Raw genomic sequence first — 21,476 nt, 5'->3', positions numbered from 1 at the left:
GATGGCAGGTGATATACATGAAATCCATGTCCTTTTTTTACAAGGCTTCCATCTTACTGACAATTTGCGCCATCATGGTCGCAAGTAATATTTATACGCTGATTCCCATTTATTCCGTTCTTGCGGATGACCTATTGATCGCCGAATCCCACGTTGTCCTGGCCGGAGGGCTATTTACTTTTTTCTATGCCTGCGGACTGCTTTCATTCGGGCCGGTATCCGATTTCACAGGGAGAAGGAAAATCCTCGTGTTCGGACTTTTGGCCTCAGCACTGACGACACTGGGCGTCGGCTTTTCTGCAGGATCCGCCAGTTTGTGGATCGCCCGTTCGCTCCAGGGAATCACTCTGGCTACCTTCGCTTCAGTTGCTTTCGCCTACTCCTATGATGTATTCAATTTTCGGCAGAGGACCATCCTTGTTGTACTGATCAATACTGGATTTTTGATTGCTGGAATCTTCGGGCAGGTTGCCAGTGACTTTCTGGCCGATGTTTTTTCCTGGAACAGCGTCTTCTTTTTCTTCTCAGCTGTCTATTTTATTCTGTTTGCTGCCGCTTTTTTCCTGCTGAAAGAATCACCACCACAGACGGTAGAAAGCAAGCCTTTATGGAGAATCTTTTTTCAATTGTTAAAAGAGCCTCGGTTGATGAAATGCTATAGTATTTCATTCTCACTGTTGTTTGCGATTATCGCTTTCTATGATGCAATTGGCCGTTATTTTAACGGTCCTGAATCAGACCTGCTGATGATCCGGCTTGTTGGATTGATTGGCGCTTCTCTTTCCCTCTTCACAGGTAAACTGATGGATCGATGGGGCGAGTTGCGGACATTAATGTTCGGATTGGCCATCGGGTCAACAAGCGCGCTCCTGCTGCTTTTCTTCCATTCTACCGGAGCTTTGATTTTCTTCTCCATCTTTTTTGTTTCATCGATTTCACTCGTCATCCCGACCGTCATTACCTTGATTGGCTTTTACGGCAGCAGCCAGCGGGCAAAAGCATTGTCGCTCTATTCGTTTATCCTGCTGACCGGCGCCAGCCTCGCTCCGCCAGTTGCTGCTCTCCTGCCATTCAGCGGAGTCATGATTCTTTTGTCTTCACTCTTCTTTGTTAATATCGGACTTTGCATATTAATTCAAAAAAAGGCATTTCAGTCAGCAAATGCTGGCTGAAATGCCTTTCTTCTATTTTAGCTGACAGGCTTTTGGCCGGAAGTAGACAACGCATCTTCTTTCAGTTGCTTTTTATCAATTTTCCCGACATGTGTCTTGGGCATCTGGCCAATGGTATGGATTACTTTCGGAATTTTATAGCCGCCGAGCTTCTTCCTGCAATGCATTTTGGCTTCCTGCTCCTCCAGAACGGCTCCCTCTTCAAGAACAATGAACGCAGTCACGACTTCTCCCCATTTTGTATCCGGCATACCGACCACGGCAGCCTCACGGATAGAAGGATGGGAACAGATCCAGTGTTCAATCTCGAGCGGGTACACATTTTCACCGCCCGTGATGATCATCTCTTTTTTTCGGCCGACAATATAGTAATAGCCATCTCTATCTCTTTTCGCTAGGTCACCTGTATAGAGCCAGCCATCCTTCAATGTGTCTTCGGTCGCGTTCTTATTTTTCCAGTAAAAAGAAAATGCATGATTCCCCTGGATGGCGAGTTCACCGACCTCATCCGCTCCAGTCTCGTTGCCGTCTTCATTCAGGATCCTGATATTATGGAACAACATCGGCTTGCCCACTGAGCCCCTTTTTACATCCGCCTCTGAAGGGTCTATGTAAAAATTATTTGGGCCAGCCTCTGTCAGTCCATACCCTTCCTTAAAGGCAATACCCTTCTGTTTGTAAGCTTCATAAATTTCGAGCGGGCATGGCGCTCCCCCTGATAAAAATAGCTTTATATCCTTGAATACTGCCTTATGAAAGGAATCAGATTTTACAAGCATATGGTGCATCGTCGGGACAAACAGGACAATTGTGCATTGATGCTGTATTAAATTTTTAATTGCGCTTTCCGGTGTGAAATCATTGGCCAGGACGACGGTGCCCCCTGCCATCAGGATCGGAACGGAAAGAGCATTCAGCCCTCCCGTGTGGAATAATGGTAAATATGTCACCGTTCGGTCTTCATTCGTCAGATTCCAGCTGGCGATCGTGGAAATGCTATTCCAGATGATTGCCCGATGTGACAGAACAACCCCTTTTGGCTTTCCCGTCGTTCCGCCTGTATAAATCATCGCAAGCGGATCTTCTTCCTCCACTTTCACCTTTTCAGCATCTTGGCTAACATTTACGTCAAACAGCTGGTCGTAACGTGAGCTGTTGATTTGGATGCAACGATCCTCGTGTTCCCAAATCATTGTCACTTCTTTCGTGAAATTGGAATGGAATCCCAGCAAACTGGGTTCACAGTCTTTTATGATATATGCCAGCTCATCGAGGGATAGCCGCCAATTCAGCGGCACAAAAATGGCGCCAATTTTCCCGCAGGCGAACAGCAAATCAAAGTAACTGATTCCGTTCAGCGCAAGCAGCGCAACCCTGTCGCCTTTTTTGACACCCTTTTCACCAAGCCACACCGCGATTGCTTTCGCCCGATCATTGACTTCCCTGTATGACCATTCCTGATCCGTCCCTGCATCGGCAATCGCAGCTGCATCAGGTGTCAATCCCGCTCTAGATTCAAGCCAGTCGAGCTCCCACCTCACCGCAATCTCTCCTTCACTCGTCATGATGGGTTAATTTTAAGAAAAGGGAGTTACAGTATAGTTACATATGCAAAAGACACCACAGCATCAGCTATGGTGTCAAAATTTTATAAGCCACTTAACTCTTCTTCCGTAAATATCCCCATGCTTTTCACATGGTTCCTCGCTTCAGCATCACCCAGTTTGTAGACCATCGCGTAAATTTCCTTCATCGCAAAGTCATATTCAGCATGTTCACGGTCCGGGTCCTTGAAAGGATGCAGATGAGAATTTCCGTATGTTGCCCAGTCTGCTTTATAGTTAATCTCCAGGTATTCGCGCAGATCCTTGATTTCTTCCCCTGTCGCGATTAACGTGAATAAATGGCCCTCTGGCTCAGCCGGCGTGTCCAGGACCTCACCGCTTTCTATATTAAAATAGTACTTCTGCTTTGTTTCTTCCATGTACAGCACCTCATCCTTTTTTAATACCATTTACCACTTTTGGAGGGGATTTAACCCTAAAGTGATTACAGGGAAGCAAAAGGTTGGATATGCAATGCAGTTTTGGCATTTTAGAGCACATTTTGGCCAATTGCAGTGGGAACAATTAGTTTTAATACCAGTTGGGACAGTTTTAATACCAGTTGAATCGGTTTTAATACCAGTTGGGACAGTTTTAATACCAGTTGAATCGGTTTTAATACCAGTTGGGAAGATTTATTTACGGTTGAAACAAATTTATATACGGTTGTCTAAGTTTTATTAACGGTCGAGATCATTATATTTACGGTTAGCTCGAATATATTTACGGTTGAGCTATTTTTTCTGCGAATTCGAAGTTTTAACCGTTGAAAAAGGTTTTAATCCTCGTTGGCACAAATTTAATCCCCGTTGAAGGAGTTTTAATCCCCTTTGCAGCGGTTTTTATCCCCGTTGGTGAAGCTTTATTCCCCGTTATAAAAGTTTAACTACCCTTCCTACCCCCAAAATAAAAAAGCGCAACAAGTGCGCTTTTACAGTTACATCATGATCCCGCCATCGACATGAAGCGTCGTGCCGTTTACATATTTTGATTCGTCCGAAGCGAGGAACAAATAGGCGTTGGCAATGTCCTCTGGCAAACCAAGCCTGCCTAGCGGGACAAGCATTTTCATTTGTTCAATCACTTTATCTGGAACCTTGGCTGTCATGCCAGTCTCGATAAAACCTGGAGCTACAGCATTGACGTTGATGCCTTTGCGGCCGAGTTCTTTTGCCCATGTTTTCGTCATCCCGACGACTCCGGCTTTTGTTGCTGCGTAGTTTGTCTGTCCCACGTTGCCATATATGCCCGAAACTGATGATGTATTGATGATTCTCCCTGAACCTTGCTGAACCATCGCTGGCACAACCGCCTGGGCACAATTGAATACGCCAGTCAGATTGACATCAACGACTTTTTGAAAGTCCTCTGCCGAAAGCTTATGAAGCATCCCATCCCTGGTGATGCCTGCATTATTTATTAAAATATCAATTTTGCCAAAGTGTCCTAAAACGTTTTGGACCAACGAGTCTACGCTGGCCCTTTCGGCAACGTTCACCTGAAAAAAAGCGACATCATAGCCCTCAGCAGACAGTTCAGCTTCACGCTTTGTTCCTGTTTCCTCATCAAAGTCAGCCATTGCAATCCTGGCACCTTCACGGGCAAAAGTCTTTGCAGCAGCAAGCCCAATTCCGTTCGCTGCACCTGTAATAATCGCTACCTTATCTTTCAATCTCATAAATACACCTTCCTACTCTGCTAAAAATCCTTCGATATGCTGCAATAGCTGGTCCAGGTCATCCACTAATGGCGAATGGCCGCAATTTTTCAGTTCCACAAACTTTGCCCGCCCTGCAAAATCCTCGATAATTTCTTCTGCCATCCTTTTAGTGACAACAAGATCCCGGTCACCGCGGAGCACAAGCACAGGAGTCTGGATATCCTTTACCTGGTCTGTTCCATCCTTCAACCCATTATTTAAAGAACTGATATTAAAATTATTAAGAGAATGGTAGACTTCAGCCAAGTTACGTTGTGTCAGCATATCATCAACATACTCATCATAATGCCGTTCTTCCGGCTGACGATCGGTATAAATCAACATATTCCACATTGCCTTTAAAAATCCTCTATTATGCTGGTCATAGGCCGTCTGGACGGCAACCGTTTTACCAGTATCCGCTTTTACATCCTCATAAGTAACCAGCCGGTTATTTACATCTGGCAGACCCTCTGCACTAGTCCCGAAGAACGGATATCCTCTTGTCGATGCAGAAGCGAGCAGCACAAGTTTTTCACAATAACCTGGATAATCAGCGGCGAATTGCATCCCTACTGCTCCTCCCGTCGACCAGCCAACAAGTGCAAAATTCTTCAACCCCATTTCATCTACAAACAACTTTACATCATCGGAAAAATCCTTGATGGACATGATTGGCTTGTGATAGCTGGACTCACCGAATCCCCGCAGGTCAACCGCAAAAATTTTATATTCAGGATCTATCTGATCAATCAATATGTCCCAGTGTTTGGATGATGTCATGTTGCCGTGGATCAAAAGAACATTTTTGGTTCCGCCATCTCGTTCCCTATACGCGAACGTTTCCCCATTCTGCAAATCAACTTTCTTCAATTCCACTGCTGTTTTTTCCATTACAGCACACCCTTTCCCCAACGAATGGTTGTTGCGCCCCATGCATAGCCTATCCCTGCACTGACAAGAACAGCTACATCCCCGTCCTTCAATTTCCCTGCCTTTTCTGCCAGTTCCAGCGACAGGATCTGGTCAATCTGTCCAATATGCCCATAGTCTTCGAGGTAGATAGAGTTTTCTTCCGCAAGACCTAGCTCCCTCAATACAAAATCATGTGCCGACCGCTTCATGTGTAACATCCCGACGTAGGAGATATCTTTTTCGGAAAACCCGCTTTTTTCCACGGACCGATAGATGACCTTCAGGAAATTAGCCATCGACTTTTGCTCGAGCCGTTCTTTCATTCCCTGAGGATCGAGAACATCAAGCTGGTACAGACCTCGCTCCAGATTCTCTGCTGAAATCGGGTTTTTTGTCCCGCCGGCTAACACGACGACATCCTCGGAAAAAGACCCATCCGTAATCACTTCTGTTTCCAGCAGCACGTTCTCCTGATGGCCCTTTTGCAATAAAATTGCACCCCCACCAGCCCCGAGATTGTACATGAACCTTGTCCTTGGATTCTGGTAATCTATGAAATCACCATTGCGATAACCTCCAGCGAGGAGGACGGTATTGATCGCCGAATCAGAGAGCATCATCCCTTTGGCAAGCTTCAGGGCCATCACTGTCGTTCCGCATCTTAATGCCGTGTCAAAAGCCCAGGCATTCCTTGCACCGATTTCCTCCTGCAGCTTGATTCCGGCTGTCCATAATGGATACTCCTTGTATTCCTCGCCAATATAGATGACAAGGTCGATGTCCAGTGGATCAATGTTTGCTTTTTCCAACGCAATTCTCGCAGCTCTGATTCCCATCTCACATGTATGGTCAGCCGGACCGGGCACCGGCTTTTTCCTGATTCCCATTTTTTCTTCCACAACTTGTTCAGGAATTCCTGCCAACCGGGCAATTTCCGCTCCTGTGATATAGGTATCAGGAAGGTAGATTCCCGTACTGACAATGCCAATCTGCATCCTCTTCCCCCCTCTAAAACCGGATCTATGATTCTCCAACTATTTCTTTAATAAATTTCATTGCCGACTCTACGGTGTCAAACATTGCTTCTTTTTCATCCTGGACATGCGTTACCTTGACCCTCCAATATTTTCTGCCGCTGTCCATTTCGATGTCCGCGAGCTGGAAACGAAGTACGAATGAAGTAACTTGCTTTGTTTCCATCACGAATCTCCCTGGCTGACAGTCTCTGATTCAACCGGAACTGAAGCTTTCTTTTTCTTTCTGAATTTCAGTTTTTGCAAGGTTCCGACGATGCCCATTGGGAAGAACATGACTGCAAGGATATAAATGATGCCGAAAAAGATGATCCATCTTTCGAAAATCCAGTGAACCTTTGCCAGTTCTGTCAGCCAGTGATGGGAAAACTCGATGATTCCCGCGCCGATGATTGCTCCGACAAGCGTCCCGACTCCGCCAATGATGGTCATCAGCAAGGCATCAAGTGTGATATCCATTGTAAAAACACTCGTGTTAACGAACCTTAGGGAAACAGCATATAAAATCCCCGCTATACCCGCGATGACTCCAGATACGACACTGGCAATGATTTTATACTGCAAAACGCTGTACCCAAGCGATTCTGTCCGCTGCTCATTTTCCCTGATTGCCTGGAGGACTCTTCCGAGTGGGGAATTGGTGAATCTTTTTAATAAAATGAAGACAATGACCATCGAACCAAGGCAGATCAGGTAAAAGTCTGTCCTGTCCTTCAGGAAGTCCGGTACCCTGAAAGTGAAGCCATCATTTCCATAAGTAACAGTGCGCCATTTTTCAGCGAGTACTAAAAACAATCCAGCGAATGCCATCGTCAGCATCGCGTAAAAATGACTTTTCAGCCGCAGTGTCAGCAGTCCGACGAAATAACTCACCACAGCAGTCAGCAAAATCGTGACCAAAACAGCCAGCAGAAAGTAGCTTGTTTCCGGTTCGAACCTTTTCATAAAGACACCAACCGTGTAAGCCCCGATGCCAAAGAACATCGCATGGCCGAACGAGACGATGCCCGTATATCCGAGCAAGATGTCATAGCTCATTGCCAATACAGCAAAAATGAACACCTGGGAGAGGAGGATGAGCAAGCTTCTTGAATCGTAGACAAAAGGAAGCAGTGCCAGGAACCCGGCGATAAGCAAATATATGATGTTCATGCGATTTGAAAACATTCTTGTCATCATTTCCTCACCCCTTTGCCCCGAATAAACCCTGCGGCCTAAAGATTAATACCACTGCCATCAGCAGCATATTAGCTGCAAGCGCCAGATCTGGTACATAATAGGCCATGAATGATCCTGACAGTCCAACCAAAACCGCAGCCATCACTGAACCTGTAAAGCTTCCCATTCCACCAATGACCACTACGATGAATGCGAGGATCGCGAATTCCATCCCCATATCCGCGTAAATCACGCCAGAATACGGTCCTAAAAGCATCCCGCCAAGAGCAGCCATGCCGGCTCCAATCATGAACACGAACATGAATACTCTCTGAATGTTTACTCCGAGTGATTGGACCATTTCCTTATTCATAACACCCGCGCGGACAACCAGGCCAATTTTCGTCTTTTTAAGCAAGTATTGTACTGCCAGGAAAACCGCGAACCCGACAGCAATGATGAAAACCCGGTATTTGATGATGATGATGCCGCCAAACTCCCAGCTTCCAGAAAGGTAATCAGGCGTTGTCGCTGATATCTGGTTAGGTCCCCAGACCACTTTTAACATCTCCGATAAAACAAGCATCAAGCCTAGCGTGATCAATATTTGCTGCACATGGTTGCCGTAAACCGGTTTAATGATCCAGCGCTCAGTGATAATTCCGAGGAGCATGCCAGTAAGGATGGCACCGATGATCCCAATAAAAAAACTTCCTGTCGAGGTATAAATCCAAATGCCGCTGTAAGCGCCCCAGGCAAACAAACCACCATGGGCAAAGTTTAGGACATCCATCAACCCAAATATCAAAGTAAGGCCGGCTGCCAGAAGGAAGATCAGCATTCCCGTGGCAAGGCCGTTAAGGCTCAAGTTAATCAGTACATCCACTCTTTCTTCCCCCTTTCCTACGCAATGCCGAGATATTTACGTCTCATTTCTTCATCCTCACGAAGGAGATTCATTGAGCCGTTTGAAACCGTCCTGCCATCGTCAATGATGTAAAAGCTATCGCCAATCGTGCTGGCCATCATGAAGTTTTGTTCTACAAGGATGATTGTCGTTTTATCCTTCATTTGCTGGATGGATTCCATCACCTTCTCGACAACGATCGGTGCAAGGCCTTTGCTCGGTTCATCGATCAAGAGCAGTTCATTGTCATTGACATATGCTCTTGCGATAGAAAGCATCTGCTTCTGGCCGCCGCTCAAAAGCCCGCCGGGTTTTTTCCAGAACTTTTTCAAATCAGGAAAAAGATCAAGAATCCAATCCAGTCGCTGTTGGGTCTCATCGTTCTCTTTTTTGACTGCCACCTTGATATTTTCTTCGACAGTCAGGCCAGCAAAAATCCCCTGATCTTCTGGAACATATCCGATTCCTTTATTTGCAATCGAATAAGTTGGCAGACTCTTGATTTCTTCTTCTTTAAATAAAACGGAACCTTTAGCAGCCGGGTTCAGGCCCATGATCGTTCTGAGTGTAGTCGTTTTACCGGCACCATTTCGGCCCAGCAGCACAGTAACCTCTCCTCTCGGCACTTCAAATGAGATACCTTGAAGAATATGATACTGGCCAATGAATGTCTCAACCTGTTCAAGCTTCAGCAGCGTGCTCACTATGCAAACCTCCTAAATAGGCAGACTGGACCGTTTCATTTTTCATGATTTCCTCTGGCGTACCATCAGCAAGCAGGGCGCCATTGAACAGGACCATGATGGAATCAGAAAGATCCATGATCATGTCCATTTTGTGTTCAATCAAAATGATCGTCCGGTCACCGCGTTGTTTGATTTTCCTGATCACCTCGAGGATTGCCGGAACCTCTTCCAGTGACATACCTGCCGTCGGTTCATCGAGCAGCAGCACCTCAGTGTTCAGAGCAAGCAGCATGGCGATCTCCAGCTTCCTTTTCTCACCATGGGCAAGGTTCCTTGCAAGTGCATCCTTCTTGTCATCGAGCAACACCAGCTTCAGCCACTCTTCTGCCTGCTCCTCAAATTTTTTAAAGGAACGAAAATGCCTGAGCATCTGGTAGCGGACTCCTTCATGTGACTGTACCGCAAGACGGACATTTTCCATCACTGTCAGATTGGGGAATACATTGGTAATCTGGAAGGACCGTCCAATTCCTGCCCTTGTTCTTTTAGTCGGGGAGAGCTTTGTGATGTCACTGCCTTTATACATGACCTGTCCTTTCGTCGGCGCAAGCTGCCCGCTCAACAGGTTGAAGAAAGTCGTTTTCCCGGCACCGTTCGGACCGATGATTGATTTGAAATGATTATGAGGGACTGAGATGCTGACAGAGTCTACAGCGGTATGGCCGCCAAATGTAATGCTAAGCTCTTTCGTCTCGATAATTGCCGTCATGTACTTCACCACCTTTAATCGAATTGCACCTACGTAACGATTCACTAAAAGCATAATGAACTCCGGCTGAGTTACCGAAGTTCATTATGAATCTTTGTTAATTCCTGATTGGCGGAGCTGTTTCTTCTGGAGAGAGCTCACGGATCAGGACTGGAACTGGATAGTCAACTCCATCCTTTTTCTCCAGCTTGATTGCGTATAGTGCCTGGAGTGCCTGATGGTCTTCTTCCCGGAAGGTCATTTTTCCTTTTGGAGAATCAAAGCTCATTCCTTCCATTGTCTCGATCAATTTCTTGGAATCCGTGTCACCCTCCGTTTTCTTCAGTGCTTCGACAATTGCCATCGCAGCTGTCATGCCTCCTGGCGTAAACAAATCTGGAAGCTCACCGTTAAAGCGTTTTTTATGTTCATCAACTAGCCATTTATTGACGTCATTTTGCGGAAGGTCATGATAATAAACAGTGAAGCCTTCCATGCCGACAAGTGGCTCCATCGTTGCAAGTGCTGCGATATCAGGAGCACCAGTAGAGATTTTGATTCCTTTTTCCTGGACCTTCATGTCTGAAATCTGGTTCCAAGGTGAATTCGCGCCAGCCCATACGACAAATAAGTAATCCGGCTTCTGGTCGATGATCTTCTGGATGTTGGAAGTGAAATCCGTCGCAGCAGGATCTGCATATTCTTCATGAATGACTTCTGCACCAAGTTTTTCAGCTGCTTCTTTGAACGCTGCCACGCCATCACGTCCAAATGAATAATCAGGAGCAAGAGTCGCGATTTTTACGCCTTTCTTTGCGATTGCAGCGGCACCCGCAACAGCATCCTGTGAAGAGTTACGCGCTGTGCGGAAAATAAATTCATTGAATTCAGAGCCTGTGATACTGTCTGCTACAGCCGGCTCGACGATCATGATTTTTTCATATTCTTCAGCAAGCGGCAGAACTGCCAGTGTGTCACCTGAACTAGAAGAACCGACAAGGAAGTCTACTTCATCCTCTTCAAGCAGCTTCGTCGCTTTCTGGACAGCTACTTCCGGTTTCGTTTCTGTATCTTCAACAATGAATTCAATTTTACGTCCCGCCACTTCATTTGTTCCGTTAGTAGCGTATTCAAGTCCCAGCTCGAACCCGCGAAGTGTCTGCTTCCCATAAGCCTCAAGTCCGCCTGTTTGCGAAGCCAGGACACCAATCTTGATTGGTTCAGTGTTTTTCGGTTCATCTTTTCCGTCTTTCCCTTCAGTACCGCCTGACTTCTCTGTTCCCGATCCGCTGCAGGCACTTGTAAACAACAGGACCAAAATGAGCATAAATGATAAAACAAAATTCCGTTGACCAGCTTTCATTTCCTTTCCCCCTTTAAAATGGTGATTCCAAAGCCCACAAGCTTTGACATCATCTTAAAAAACGCCAGTTACAAATGAGTTACAACAGGCTGAATAAAATAAGGAGAGATTATTGAAGGTGAAAAATAGCTTAATATGAAACTAACAAGAGGCTGATTCCGTATAGAGAGAAACATAAAAAAAGGGGGACAACTTCGATAGATTCCGTATTTTTATTTATCATGATCCTTTTCATACTGCCATGGATCCATTACGACAATCATCATGACGCCGATCCATTACATATATATCAAAAAAATGGAAGAACTAAAGAAACCAAAAGCAGCTTTCACAAAGTCAAATGTACGAGGAAATGCCTGTGCAGGAAGAAGTCCTTCATATGAACCTGCAATCGAATATTTTGTTCATACCGGCAAATATCATTGCAGGATTGATCTATAAGTACCAGCATCGGTAAAATGGACTTTCATTACAAAACTTTCCAATAAAATAGTATCCCCTCCAATTTTTATGGCAATAACGTTACTAAACTGCCTAAAACATGGAGGGGATTTCTATGATGGGAATCTTTTTAATCAATGAAAAGATTCATATAAATGGACACGTCCAGGATAAAAGTGTTGAAATACAGCAAAACCTGCTGCTCGATTTCATGAAGACAGAGAGAATTCAGCCTGTAAAATTAAATCCATACCAGCTGAACGAGCATTATACAATCCCACATGCCCTGCTCTATGATTTAAAACAACATAAAAAGCAGATTGATTGCCTGCTGATGTACTCCAATGATTCTATCAAGGATTTCGCTGCAACCTATCCTGCAAGATGGCTGATCCTGAAGAGTTATTTTGACCGCATTTTAACTGTGGCGTAACAAGTATGCATCAGCCTGTAAGTCTATTGATTGTTCCCTTCAATTATCATCTCATACATATGCCTTGTCGGTTCCAGGGGAGTGACTCCCAGCTCCTCCTCCAGGACTTCACTGCATTTTTTATACCATCGCATTGCCTGCGGACGATTGTTCTTGCGATAATAGCAAAACATCAGCAATCGATAGGCTTCCTCCCATGTTCTGTCCCTGTGGAGGATTTTTTGACACCAATGAATGGCAGAATCATAGTTTTCACGCCTTACATTCAATTGCGCCAGCTTCTCAGCACTTCGCAAAAAGTAAACAAGCAGTCGTTCTCGCTCATTGAGGCACCAGTCCTCATACCGTCGTTCGGGAAGGTAATCCCCATTATATAAATCCAAGGCACGCTCCAGTTCTTCCATTGCTTTTTCTGTGTTCTTCTCTTCAAGGCCAGCTTCTGCCCATTCTTCAAAAATCCGCGAATCCAGCTCAATGGCTGCCTGTGGGTTAATTCCGTAGCCTGCTGCCTCCCTGATAATGAAAAAAGGGGCAGATCTCGCTTTGCGGGCAGGCTCCAGCACATTATTCAAAGCATTCAAAGCTACTTTAAAATCTCTGTCCGCACTCTTTTCCTCATGAACTGGCCAGAGAATCTGGAAAATATCCTCCTTCATCAGGAACTGGTTCCTCTTTGTCAAGAAAAGCTGGAACAGCTCTTTTGCTTTTCCCCTCTGCCAATCCCTGTCCTCCACTTCCCTGTCCCCTAGCCAAAGCCTGAATTGCCCAAGCGTTTGGACCCTTAACGTATAGCCAGGATGGGCATTCAGACGCGGGATTTTCAAATCCTCCAGCAGCTTCTCAGCATAGCCGGGCATAATGGATTGCTTTACTGCTTGAATGAGCATCGGTGCGAAAACCTGCAAGTCCCGAGGGCCAAATGTCGTCCGCTTTTTTAGGAAGAATTCATATCCGACTGTCTTCATCCTTTTTAAAAAGCTTGAAAATGCTGTATTGAACTCCTGACCATCATTTAATGAGTAATAATAGTAGGACTTCCAAAACGCAAGCAGCATCCTCCCATATTCATCTCCACACTGATTGATCAGTCCCTCTGCTTTATGAAGGTTATCGCTCGCCTCCTTGTGCCTGTCGTTATAAATTGACGCAATCGCCAGGCAAAGCGTTATAAGTGCCGATAGCCAGACATCCTTCACCTGTTCTGTTTCGAGCAGCGCCTTTCTCCCAGCCTCAGCAGCCCTCTCATATTCACGCCTTGAGCCATAAAGAATGCACAGGCCCATCAGCGGTTCGGCCTTCCCGCGTTCGATGCTCAGACGTCCCATGATATCAAGTGCCGTTTCATAGCATTTTTCAGCAAGAGCCAGATCGTACTGTTCAATGAGTTGAACGGCATGCCCCATCCTGATCCATCCGCAAGCCTCCACAAATGGAGCCTGGATATCAATGCCATGCTGGATTCCTGCTTGGGACAATGCCTTCGCCTCCATGCCATTTCCTGTAAAAGCTTCGATCAATGCAAGCAGCAGATCCGTTTCCCGATGTGACTGAGGCAAATGCAGCTTATCATTTAGATGGTCGATCGCTTTGACGTCCGTTAAAATCCTTCTGGATTCAACAAATCGTCCGGTCCTTAAGGTTAGCCGGGCTTCCAGGTTTCCATCCTCAATGTGGACTCCCATCGCCCTTGCCCGTTCAATCCATTTTTCCGCCTTCAAGGCCTGCCCCGAATTGATCAGGTTTTCAGCAAGAAGGCGATACAGCCTTCCCGTTTCCTCAGCAGCACCATTAAGCATCGCTGCTTCCCGAAGCTCTATGGCTTGAGCTAATATACGTTCAGCTTTAAGCGGCTGGATCGTATCAAGATAAATTTTCGCTTTTCCTTCAAGAGCTTTGCTTTTCCATTCCGCATTTCCTATCCTGTCAGCTGTTTGAATTGCCTGCTCATAGCATGCTTCCGCTTGCTTGTACAATGAGCGGTAACGGTAAACTTCACCTTCAAGAAACAAAAGTGAACAATAGCGGCTTTTATCTTCCAGCGGGATTCTTGCTAGCCGCTCCTGCAGATTCTCGAGCTTGCCCATTTCGAGTAGCTCCATCCCCTGTTCATCCATAATCGCGGCAGCAGCACGGTATTGGCCTATTTTCTCATAGCAGTATAAAGCCTCTTCCCAATGCCCTTTTTTTTCAAAATAGTGTGCACTATTCACCATCAAAACTCTGTATTGTTCAGGCTGGCTTGTGATCAGCCTGCTCTCAAGGAATTCGCGGAAAAGAGCGTGATACCTGAACTGGTTGCCGCCAATCTGTTGAATGAACAGGTTTTTCGCAGTCAGCTGCTCCAGCATCTGGATGGAGCCGTTCATGCCGAGGATGTGGTCGCATACATCCGTACTTAGTTCTTCAAAGATGCTTGTCTGTTCAAGGAATTGCTGGATCATTGGAGGCTGTTTCGAAAACACTTCATAAACCAGATATTGAAACAGATCCTCAAGCGACTTTGCCGGCTCTACCAGGAGCTCATCAAGACTTTGAAGGTGAGGCAGCTGCTGGGCGATCATTCCAATTGCTATGACCCAGCCTTCCGTCATGTTATACAACTGGTCAATTTGTTCGTCGCTAATAGAAATCTGATAAAAATCAGAAAGGAGCAGCTCGATTTCTTCTTTTCCAAAAATCAAATCCGTCTTCGAAATCTCATTCAATGCATTCTTAGCCTTCAACTTGGCAAGGACTTTCCAACCGGGATTCGTCCTGGTCGAGATGACAAGATGGAGATGTCCAGGCATATGCTCCAGCAATTTTTCCAACCAGACATTGATATGATAGGAATGCTCTATTGCGTGGAAGTCATCAAGGATGATAATGATTTTCTCAGGTATCTGGAGGGTTTCATTGATGAAAAGCGAAGAGAGCATGCTAAGTTCCTCTTCTCTTATATAACGGTCCATCTTTTTCATAAAAGCGATTAGCTCATGACCAAAATCCGGGAACAAGGTTTGAATCGAGGCTGTCAAATAGGATAGAAACGGAAGAATATCGTCATCGGAAGAAGTGATTGTATACCAGCAGCACGACTGGTTCTGATCCTTGACATGCAATGCCAGAGCCGTGCTCTTTCCATATCCGGCGCCCGCCTGGATGATGGTCAGCGGCTTTTCAGTAATCGCTTTCATTTTTTTCGATAATTTCGCCCGTCTGATCCATTGATCCTGTAAGCCAGGAACAATCAATTTTGTTTTGATCAATGGCAATGTTCCCTGCATATAATCTCCGCCCTGTTTTCATTATAATGATGCCAGTCTAACATAAACGAATTAAAAAAAGACTCGAAAATTGACGAGTCTTTTCACTTCTCTATATGTATAGTTAGAAAGATATATCCATTTCCTCGAGCGGCCAATACCTCAGATTCACTTTGCCGACAACCTGCTCTTCCGAAATGAACCCAAACTGCCTGCTGTCCCAGCTGCCCAGACGGTTATCGCCAAGGACGAACAATTTTCCTTCCGGCACTCTTTCAACCCCGGTCAAATCCTCGAGGGTGAAGTCGCCGGTCAAATAGCCGCCGGGTGATTGCTCGCGGTAATGCGTCAAAAAAACCTCCTTCACTTGTTTGCCATTGATGAATAACATGTCTTCACGATATTCAACTTTATCGCCTGGCAGGCCGATGATGCGTTTCACATAGTCTTCCTCTTCATTCGCATGGAATACGATTACGTCAAACCTTTCGAGATCTTCTGTTTCGTATCCCAGCTTATTGACAACGACTTTATTCCCATCTTCCAGTGTAGGAAGCATGGATTCTCCTTCAACAACATAATTGGAAAAAAAGAAAATCCTGATAAAGACAAATATGATCATTCCGAGAGCAAAAGCCTTGATCCATTCGAGCCCTTCCCTTTTCACGATTTCTTTCATCGACTTCCTTCACCACCTGTTATCCTGCTATCTGTCATTATCGTCTTTTCCAACACTCATATTCATTTTTACTTCAATTCTTTTGCCGATATACCACAAGATAGCGATTACTGCCAGAACGATAGCCGTTCGCGCGGGATTAGTGATTAAAGAACGAATATCATAACCTACAAAGCTGACCGTAAAAATCATCACCATTTTCCCAGTAATCACTGCAAGCATATACTGTGCCATGCTGATTTTTGAAAGCCCTGCTACAATATTGACGAGGGCAGATGGTGTAAAAGGAAAACACAGCATGAGGAATATTGGGCCAAATCCATGGCGTTCAATCCAGTTCATCCCTTTCTGGACTTTTGGATGGCGCTGTAAAAACCTTAGGATTCGTCCCTGGCCGTACCGTCGGAAAATCAAAAAGACAATCAACGCCCCGAGAACAGCACCAATCCAGGAAAAGAGAAACCCAAGCCACAGCCCAAACGCATTCGCATTTGCCATGACAAATAGAAACAATGGCAGGAACGGCAAAAAAGCTTCCAGCATTGGGAGCAAAATTCCCGGAATTGGCCCAAACGATCGGTATTGGTTGAGCAAATCCATAATGTTTTCGATTGTAAACCATTCTTTCAATAATTCAACATCCATTGAGATCTCCTTGTCCAAAACACTTCGTAATCAGTATTCCACAGAGTTCTGATTACCTTATTCTATTTACCTCATAGAGATAATTGTACACCTCTAAATCTTAATTTGGGTAATATTTAACAAGCTATCTATTTAGTTAAAAAATTCTGCAGCGCGGTTCTGTTTTCTTCAAAATCTATCGCCAGTACTGCTCCTGCACCACTCACCCTCTGGTTCTCGAATGATCCTTCAACCGGTATCCTCATTGTTTCGATATCCCGATTATCCTTTGAAATCAGCCCTTTTCCCATAAATAAGATATCGCCTGTATCCATATTGGTATTAATAAACGGCGTAACGACTCCAACCAATTTAGGGAGCTTCGGCAGTGTCTGGATGCTGGCGAACTGCTTGCCCACTTCTTTTATGACGTTTTGCTGGCGTTCTACACGGCCAAAATCACCTACTGCGTCCTGGCGGAACCGGACATATCCAAGCAGATGTTTTCCATCCAGTCTTTGCACACCAGGTTCCAGTGTGACACCGATTCCCTCTGACATTTTCTTTTCAACATTAACTTCTACACCTTCTGGGAATGCTTCATCCATTAAACGGACAAACCCTTCAAAATCAACGATTGAATAATATTGAAGGCTTACATCAAAGTTTTCCTTGATTGTCTGCCTCAATAGTTCCGGGCCGCCAAGCGCAAACGCAGCATTGATTTTATTCATCCCGTGTCCCGGAATCTCCACATACGTATCCCTCATGATCGAGGTCAACTTATAAGACTCTGTATCTGGATTATAGCTGGCGATCATGATTGTATCTGAACGGGACGCTTCTTTTGCTCTTGCGTCACTGCCAATCAGCAAAATATTCGTGAGGCCATTTCGGTCACTCTCGCCATTAAATTGGTATTCCTGCTTGTTTTCCTCCGCCGCTTTTTCCGAATCATTCACGCCAGAACGGTACTGCATATAGGAATACAGCGCAACGGCTCCGACCAGAAGGAATAGCAGTAAAAAGATACTCGACCACCTGATTCTCTTTTTTCTTTTTTTATGTTGATGCCTATCAGATCTCATTCGAAAAACCCTTCCGATTTATAGATATTGATAAAACATGGATTTTATTAAGCACTTTCCGTTAACTTGCTGCTTTCGCGGTATTTTGATTCATAATCATTTTCAAATTGATTATTGCAACCACGATACATGATTGAATCGAAAGCAACAGTCATGTGAAATACTTTATTACTATTTTCCTTCTTTACCTATAACCTTAAACTTATCTGGAGAATTTTTCAAAAAATAACCCGCGGCATGAGCATTTGCCGCGGGTTAAATGTTCTATTGATTTTACAGGTAGCTATTAAACCAGTCTACGATCGATGCCAACCGGCTTAGGCGGAGATTAGGCTTTCCGCTTCTTGAAAGCTCGTGGTTGGACTCTGGGAAGCGGATGAACTTCGTTTCCTTTCCCTGTCTCTTCAAGGCGATAAATAGCTGTTCAGCCTGTTCGATTGGGCAGCGATAGTCCTTTTCACTGTGAAGGATCAATAATGGTGTATTGATTTTATCCACATAGGCTAGAGGTGAATGCTTCCAAAGTGTATCCAAATCACTGAGATCTGCCTGAATCTGCCACTCTGTAAAATAGTAGCCGATGTCGCTGACACCATAAAAACTGATCCAGTTTGAAATCGAACGCTGAGTGACGGCAGCCTTGAACCTGTCCGTATGTCCGACAATCCAGTTTGTCATGAACCCGCCATAGCTTCCCCCCGTCACTCCTAATCGATCCTTGTCAATGAAATCGTACTTTTCCAGCGCGTGATCGACAGCGTCCATCACATCCTGATAGTCTCCGCCTCCATAATCCCCTCGCACAGCATTGACGAATTGCTGCCCGTAGCCATGGCTGCCGCGTGGATTGATATAGAGGACTCCGTATCCTTCAGCCGCCAGGACCTGGAACTCATTGAAATACGAGTTCGCATACATCGCATGTGGTCCCCCATGAATCTCGAGAATCAGCGGATATTTCTTGCCCTCTTCATATCCTGCAGGCTTCATGATCCAGCCATTTAGCGGGGTGCCGTCACTGGCCTCGAAAGATATTTGCTCTGGCCGCGATAAAGTGACCGACTCCAAGACCTTTTCATTCACGAACGTCAGCTGCTTCATCTCACCAGTGGTCACCTCAAGCTGGAACAGTTCCCCTGGGAGCACTGGATTGCTGATAGCTGCGACAATTCTTTGGTTTTTACTGTCCAGTGTGTACCCATACACATGCTGCTGGTCAAGAAGTGCTGGATACACTTCACCAGCAAGGTTTGCAAAGTATAAAACAGTATTTCCCTGATCGGTCGCAAGGAAATAGAAGCTTTCACTATCTTCGCCCCAGATCAATCCAGGACTGTGCGCTCCCTGATGGAAGTCTGCGGCAACAGCGTCTCCAACAAGGATATCCATATTTTCTGTGAAACATTGGATGTTACCAGTCTCAAGCTCCTGAACCCAAACCTGGGTTAACGTTGCATTTTCAAACTCTCTTTCATGCCCCGTATAGCCAAGGTATTTCCCGTCAGGTGAAAATACGGCATTTCCAAAGTAGCCAGTTCCGTTTGTAAGCTTTGTTTTGTTCCCTGTCTCGATATCCATCAGCCATAAATCACTTTTGAATGATAAATCACGTTCAGGTGACTCATCAGCCGACAATACAAGACTTTTGCCATCAGGAGACCAGCACTGCAAATGGTAGTCTATTTCGCCTTTTGCCACTAATTCAGCTTTGCCATCTGCAAGATCCACAATGATAGTCTGTCGATACTTGCCGTCCCAGAAGCCAGCTGCATCTGATTTATATTTCATTTCCTGTGCTACGAACGGTTCCAGCTTCTTGTCGTCCTTCTTCTCTTCATCTTTTGCAAGCAAATCTTCCTCAGGCTTCAGGGATACAGAACAAGCGATTCTTTCCCCATCCGGTGACCAAACGGGACCATTCGCACCATTCCTGAAATCTGTCACTTGCCTCGCTTCCCCGCCGGCAGTATTCAGAACAAAAACCTGGTTCTTGCCACTGCGATTCGAAACGAAAGCCACCTTCGTTCCATCCGGTGACCATCTTGGGGAATGGTTGCGACCTTCACCGTAAGTCCATTGCTTCGGCTCTCCGCCTTCTTCAATGTTAATTATGTATAAATTTGAGGCATAATCATTCTTGTTCTCCAGCATCTCTGTCTGGACAAACACACACTTCTTTCCATCTGGTGAGAACTGAGGGTCCGTAACGGACTTTAATTCAAATAAATCCTCTGCTTTAATAAATCTTTTTTCCATTTCGGGAGCCATCCTTCCAAAGTTAAATTATTCTCTTTATATTTCGATAACAGAAATAAATCTCCTGCTTTTATTTCAATGTTTTTCTGAAGAAAGCAAACAACCCACCAGCACTGCAAGTTTCCTTTTATTTTGGAGAAGATGATAGTGGGAGGAAAATTTTTTTACCCTCTTGAAATCCTCCTTAAAATCCAGTACGATAATTACGAACAAACGTTCTTATTTTATTTTGAAGGGACAGAGCAAAATGACAAGGATTCCTGAAAAAGACCGCGATATTATGGAGCAGGCCATCTATTTGCCGATGGTACTGGTCGTGCTCAACCGGGATCTTTCTGTCGTAGAAAATAGTCCATTTAAACTGAAAAAGCCTTATTTGGAGCTAATTGAAGAAGCAATGAAAGCAGTCCAGAAAGAGCTAGCCATTGTGAAAAGCTACCTCAAAAAAAATAACCTTAAGGTTGAAGAAGTAAAACGGGATGACGCCTTCACCATGTTCCTCTTCATCTACAAAGGCTACGAAGAACAGCATAACTACTTCAATCCCCGCATTCGCAACAAAGTCCAGGAATTGATGATCCACTACCTATTCAAGCGGTTTAAAACAACATCTGCAGCAATTGAAAAAGAATCCGGCTGAAAACCGGATTCCTTGATTTAGTCTTTATATACCTCACTGACGAGACTGGCATGAGGATATCCTTGTGAGTCATTGAACCTTGGACCATGGAGAAGGTATAGCGCTTTTCGTTCGGTTTCTTTCATCCGCTGCATGAATTTGGTGCGCAGCAGGGATGTCCTTAGCAGCTGGTTTTCAAATGAATGATGGGATACTGGCAGAATCATGGATTTCTTATTCCTGAAGGTAACCTGTGTACTGTGGGCGTCCACCTTCTTATGGAATAATACATGCTCATGTGAAACCCATATGCAGTCCGGTTTTGTAGGCGAGCTTGTAGGCATGAAATATATGGAGCTTATAGGGTCGACAATGATGGGGGTTTTATGGGTAATCCCGGTAAGCTGTTTCGTTCCTTCTTTCCTGCCTTCGTAGCTGCTTCCAAAATACTTGCAGCTTTTCTTGATAATATCTATTGGTCTGAATGGGGATAAATACTCCTCTTCCAGCTCGATCACCCTGGAGTAAACCCTGCTGCCGTATTCTTCAGGAATAATTATCATGGTAAAAGGATTTATTTCGTACTCTTCTACTAAGTTCCTTGTGTTTCCTGTCATTCCTTCACCTCCTAAAATACCTTATACCCTATTTTACCATAAGTGTTTAAATTTTCTTTACTTACAGAAAAAGTTCTATTTTTAGTCACAATTAGTGTCCAAATATAAATTTTCTAAAAATTATAAAAATTTAGTTGATTATCTTTTCAATAATCCATATAATATAAAAAAGGTCTAAGAGGTGAGGT

At 44.8% G+C, this 21,476-nt stretch carries 20 protein-coding genes and 1 pseudogene; 4 read left to right on the top strand and 17 right to left on the bottom strand.

All coding sequences use genetic code 11. From position 1 onward, the window contains the following. Positions 1-17: 17 nt before the first annotated feature. The gene (locus AC0VX7_RS06610; protein ID WP_475427177.1) at positions 18-1,172 is read left to right on the top strand and encodes an MFS transporter; all 1,155 of its coding nucleotides are present in this window, start codon (positions 18-20) and stop codon (positions 1,170-1,172) included. A gap of 17 nt (positions 1,173-1,189) precedes the next feature. Here the strand turns inward: AC0VX7_RS06610 and AC0VX7_RS06605 are convergent, their stop codons facing one another. From AC0VX7_RS06605 to AC0VX7_RS06555, 11 genes are all read right to left on the bottom strand, one after another. Beyond that, positions 1,190-2,713, bottom strand: a complete 1,524-nt coding sequence (locus tag AC0VX7_RS06605; protein ID WP_475427176.1) for a class I adenylate-forming enzyme family protein — start codon at positions 2,711-2,713, stop codon at positions 1,190-1,192. A gap of 107 nt (positions 2,714-2,820) precedes the next feature. Continuing rightward, the gene (locus AC0VX7_RS06600) at positions 2,821-3,156 is read right to left on the bottom strand and encodes a hydrolase (RefSeq protein WP_475427175.1); all 336 of its coding nucleotides are present in this window, start codon (positions 3,154-3,156) and stop codon (positions 2,821-2,823) included. A gap of 557 nt (positions 3,157-3,713) precedes the next feature. Continuing rightward, positions 3,714-4,454, bottom strand: a complete 741-nt coding sequence (gene fabG, locus AC0VX7_RS06595) for a 3-oxoacyl-ACP reductase FabG (RefSeq protein ID WP_475427174.1) — start codon at positions 4,452-4,454, stop codon at positions 3,714-3,716. A 12-nt stretch (positions 4,455-4,466) separates the two neighbouring features. Continuing rightward, positions 4,467-5,369, bottom strand: a complete 903-nt coding sequence (gene phaZ, locus AC0VX7_RS06590) for an intracellular short-chain-length polyhydroxyalkanoate depolymerase (protein WP_475427173.1) — start codon at positions 5,367-5,369, stop codon at positions 4,467-4,469. Beyond that, positions 5,369-6,385, bottom strand: coding sequence for a 3-oxoacyl-ACP synthase (locus AC0VX7_RS06585; RefSeq protein WP_475427172.1), 1,017 nt, complete (start codon positions 6,383-6,385; stop codon positions 5,369-5,371). Before AC0VX7_RS06585 ends, phaZ begins: the two co-directional genes overlap by 1 nt. A gap of 25 nt (positions 6,386-6,410) precedes the next feature. Further along, positions 6,411-6,590, bottom strand: a complete 180-nt coding sequence (locus tag AC0VX7_RS06580; RefSeq protein WP_475427171.1) for a hypothetical protein — start codon at positions 6,588-6,590, stop codon at positions 6,411-6,413. After that, positions 6,590-7,603, bottom strand: coding sequence for a branched-chain amino acid ABC transporter permease (locus tag AC0VX7_RS06575; RefSeq protein ID WP_475427170.1), 1,014 nt, complete (start codon positions 7,601-7,603; stop codon positions 6,590-6,592). Before AC0VX7_RS06575 ends, AC0VX7_RS06580 begins: the two co-directional genes overlap by 1 nt. Positions 7,604-7,607: 4 nt before the next feature. Continuing rightward, positions 7,608-8,468 (bottom strand): branched-chain amino acid ABC transporter permease, encoded by an 861-nt coding sequence (locus tag AC0VX7_RS06570; protein ID WP_475427169.1) that lies wholly within the window; start codon positions 8,466-8,468, stop codon positions 7,608-7,610. A gap of 17 nt (positions 8,469-8,485) precedes the next feature. Continuing rightward, positions 8,486-9,193, bottom strand: a complete 708-nt coding sequence (locus AC0VX7_RS06565; RefSeq protein WP_215034514.1) for an ABC transporter ATP-binding protein — start codon at positions 9,191-9,193, stop codon at positions 8,486-8,488. Next, positions 9,171-9,944, bottom strand: a complete 774-nt coding sequence (locus AC0VX7_RS06560) for an ABC transporter ATP-binding protein (protein WP_215034619.1) — start codon at positions 9,942-9,944, stop codon at positions 9,171-9,173. Before AC0VX7_RS06560 ends, AC0VX7_RS06565 begins: the two co-directional genes overlap by 23 nt. A gap of 97 nt (positions 9,945-10,041) precedes the next feature. After that, a complete protein-coding gene (locus AC0VX7_RS06555; protein ID WP_215034515.1) occupies positions 10,042-11,286 on the bottom strand; it encodes a substrate-binding domain-containing protein in 1,245 nt (414 codons plus the stop codon). 325 nt (positions 11,287-11,611) lie between these two features. Between AC0VX7_RS06555 and AC0VX7_RS06550 the strand changes: the two are divergent. Together AC0VX7_RS06550 and AC0VX7_RS06545 are read left to right on the top strand one after the other, a co-directional pair. Next, positions 11,612-11,743: pseudogene (locus tag AC0VX7_RS06550) on the top strand (DUF3949 domain-containing protein); the annotation flags it as partial. Between the two features lie 99 nt (positions 11,744-11,842). Beyond that, the gene (locus tag AC0VX7_RS06545) at positions 11,843-12,160 is read left to right on the top strand and encodes a hypothetical protein (protein WP_475427168.1); all 318 of its coding nucleotides are present in this window, start codon (positions 11,843-11,845) and stop codon (positions 12,158-12,160) included. Between the two features lie 23 nt (positions 12,161-12,183). Here the strand turns inward: AC0VX7_RS06545 and AC0VX7_RS06540 are convergent, their stop codons facing one another. The 5 genes from AC0VX7_RS06540 to AC0VX7_RS06520 all read right to left on the bottom strand — a co-directional run bounded on the left by AC0VX7_RS06540 (position 12,184) and on the right by AC0VX7_RS06520 (position 20,052). Further along, positions 12,184-15,426: a winged helix-turn-helix domain-containing protein gene (locus tag AC0VX7_RS06540; protein ID WP_475427167.1), complete on the bottom strand. Its 3,243-nt coding sequence runs from the start codon at positions 15,424-15,426 to the stop codon at positions 12,184-12,186. Between the two features lie 103 nt (positions 15,427-15,529). Beyond that, positions 15,530-16,084: a signal peptidase I gene (lepB, locus tag AC0VX7_RS06535; RefSeq protein ID WP_475427166.1), complete on the bottom strand. Its 555-nt coding sequence runs from the start codon at positions 16,082-16,084 to the stop codon at positions 15,530-15,532. Between the two features lie 27 nt (positions 16,085-16,111). Next, positions 16,112-16,729, bottom strand: a complete 618-nt coding sequence (locus AC0VX7_RS06530; RefSeq protein WP_475427165.1) for a TVP38/TMEM64 family protein — start codon at positions 16,727-16,729, stop codon at positions 16,112-16,114. 128 nt (positions 16,730-16,857) lie between these two features. Next, the gene (locus AC0VX7_RS06525; RefSeq protein WP_475427164.1) at positions 16,858-17,796 is read right to left on the bottom strand and encodes an LCP family protein; all 939 of its coding nucleotides are present in this window, start codon (positions 17,794-17,796) and stop codon (positions 16,858-16,860) included. Between the two features lie 273 nt (positions 17,797-18,069). After that, positions 18,070-20,052, bottom strand: coding sequence for a S9 family peptidase (locus tag AC0VX7_RS06520; protein ID WP_475427163.1), 1,983 nt, complete (start codon positions 20,050-20,052; stop codon positions 18,070-18,072). Between the two features lie 247 nt (positions 20,053-20,299). Here AC0VX7_RS06520 and AC0VX7_RS06515 point away from each other — a divergent pair, with 247 nt between their 5' ends. Then, the gene (locus tag AC0VX7_RS06515) at positions 20,300-20,692 is read left to right on the top strand and encodes a YhjD family protein (protein WP_475427162.1); all 393 of its coding nucleotides are present in this window, start codon (positions 20,300-20,302) and stop codon (positions 20,690-20,692) included. A 17-nt stretch (positions 20,693-20,709) separates the two neighbouring features. Here AC0VX7_RS06515 and AC0VX7_RS06510 read toward each other — a convergent pair whose 3' ends face one another. After that, positions 20,710-21,288 carry a competence protein ComK gene (locus AC0VX7_RS06510; RefSeq protein ID WP_041966758.1) on the bottom strand — a complete coding sequence of 193 codons (579 nt, stop codon included), beginning with the start codon at positions 21,286-21,288 and terminating at the stop codon, positions 20,710-20,712. Positions 21,289-21,476: the final 188 nt, after the last annotated feature.

The organism is Mesobacillus sp. QJM3NY_10 (assembly GCF_056173465.1).
This window is presented reverse-complemented; position numbering and strand designations above follow the sequence as displayed.